The organism is Devosia sp., from assembly GCF_017307565.1.
Taxonomy (GTDB): domain Bacteria; phylum Pseudomonadota; class Alphaproteobacteria; order Rhizobiales; family Devosiaceae; genus Devosia.
This window is the reverse complement of record NZ_JAFKHD010000289.1, coordinates 1-1,042: the sequence shown is the minus strand read 5'-3', so window position 1 is coordinate 1,042 and position 1,042 is coordinate 1. Positions and strand designations below refer to the sequence as shown.

General features: G+C 62.4%; 1 pseudogene. It reads left to right on the top strand.

Annotation, left to right across the window (positions count from 1 at the left end):
• A pseudogene (locus J0I64_RS08735) lies at positions 1-754 on the top strand (ATP-binding cassette domain-containing protein); the annotation flags it as partial.
• Between the last annotated feature and the right edge of the window lie 288 nt (positions 755-1,042).

The following is a 1,042-nucleotide window of genomic DNA, read 5'->3' as shown; positions in this document are numbered from 1 at the left end:
GGTGTTCCAGTCCTATGCGCTCTATCCGCATATGAGCGTCTACCAGAACCTGGCATTCGGTCTCGAAACGGCAAAGATGCCGAAGGCCGAGATCGAAAAGCGCGTGCAGCGCGCTGCCGAAATTCTCAAGATCGAGCCGCTGCTCAAGAGAAAACCAAAACAGCTTTCGGGCGGCCAGCGTCAGCGCGTCGCCATTGGCCGCGCCATCGTGCGCGAACCGAAGATTTTCCTCTTCGACGAGCCGCTGTCCAACCTCGACGCCGAACTGCGCGTTGCCATGCGCGTCGAAATCGCCAAGCTGCACAATGATCTTGGGAACACCATGATCTATGTGACCCACGACCAGGTCGAAGCCATGACCATGGCCGACAAGATCGTGGTGCTGCGCGCCGGTGTCATCGAGCAGGCCGGTGCGCCGCTCGAGCTTTACAACAACCCGAAGAACCTCTTCGTCGCCGGCTTTATCGGTTCGCCGAAGATGAACTTCCTGACCGCAACCGGCGAGGGTGAACTGGTCAAGACGGCCAGCGGCTCGTTGCCGCTCGGTCGTTCGGCTGCCGGCACGGCAACGCTGGGTGTTCGCCCCGAGCACATCACCATCGTCGAGGGCACCGGCAGCAAGTTTGCCGATCTCCGTGTCGATCTCGTCGAAAATCTTGGCGGCCAGACGGTGCTCTATGCGACCACGACCGATGGCCAGAGCCTGACCGTCGTGCTCGAAGGCCAGCGTCACGTCGAGCTGGGTTCGACCCTGCACACCCTGCTCGCGATGATCGGCCCGTTCATCACCGTCTCTAACGCGATCAACGAGATCACCGCCGAGCTCGCCGCCGACCCGAGCAATGCCTTCACGATCCTGCTCAACGCGCCGGGCGTGATCATCAACGCCTTCCTGTATGGCACCGCCGGCATCGACGTCGGGGGCGTGACCATCCCGCTGTTCAACGGACTGCTGGTCGCGTCGCACACCGAGCACGTCGACCTGCAGCTGGGCCAGCTGGTGGACCTGGCCGGTGTCGGCAACACATCGCTGACGGACCTG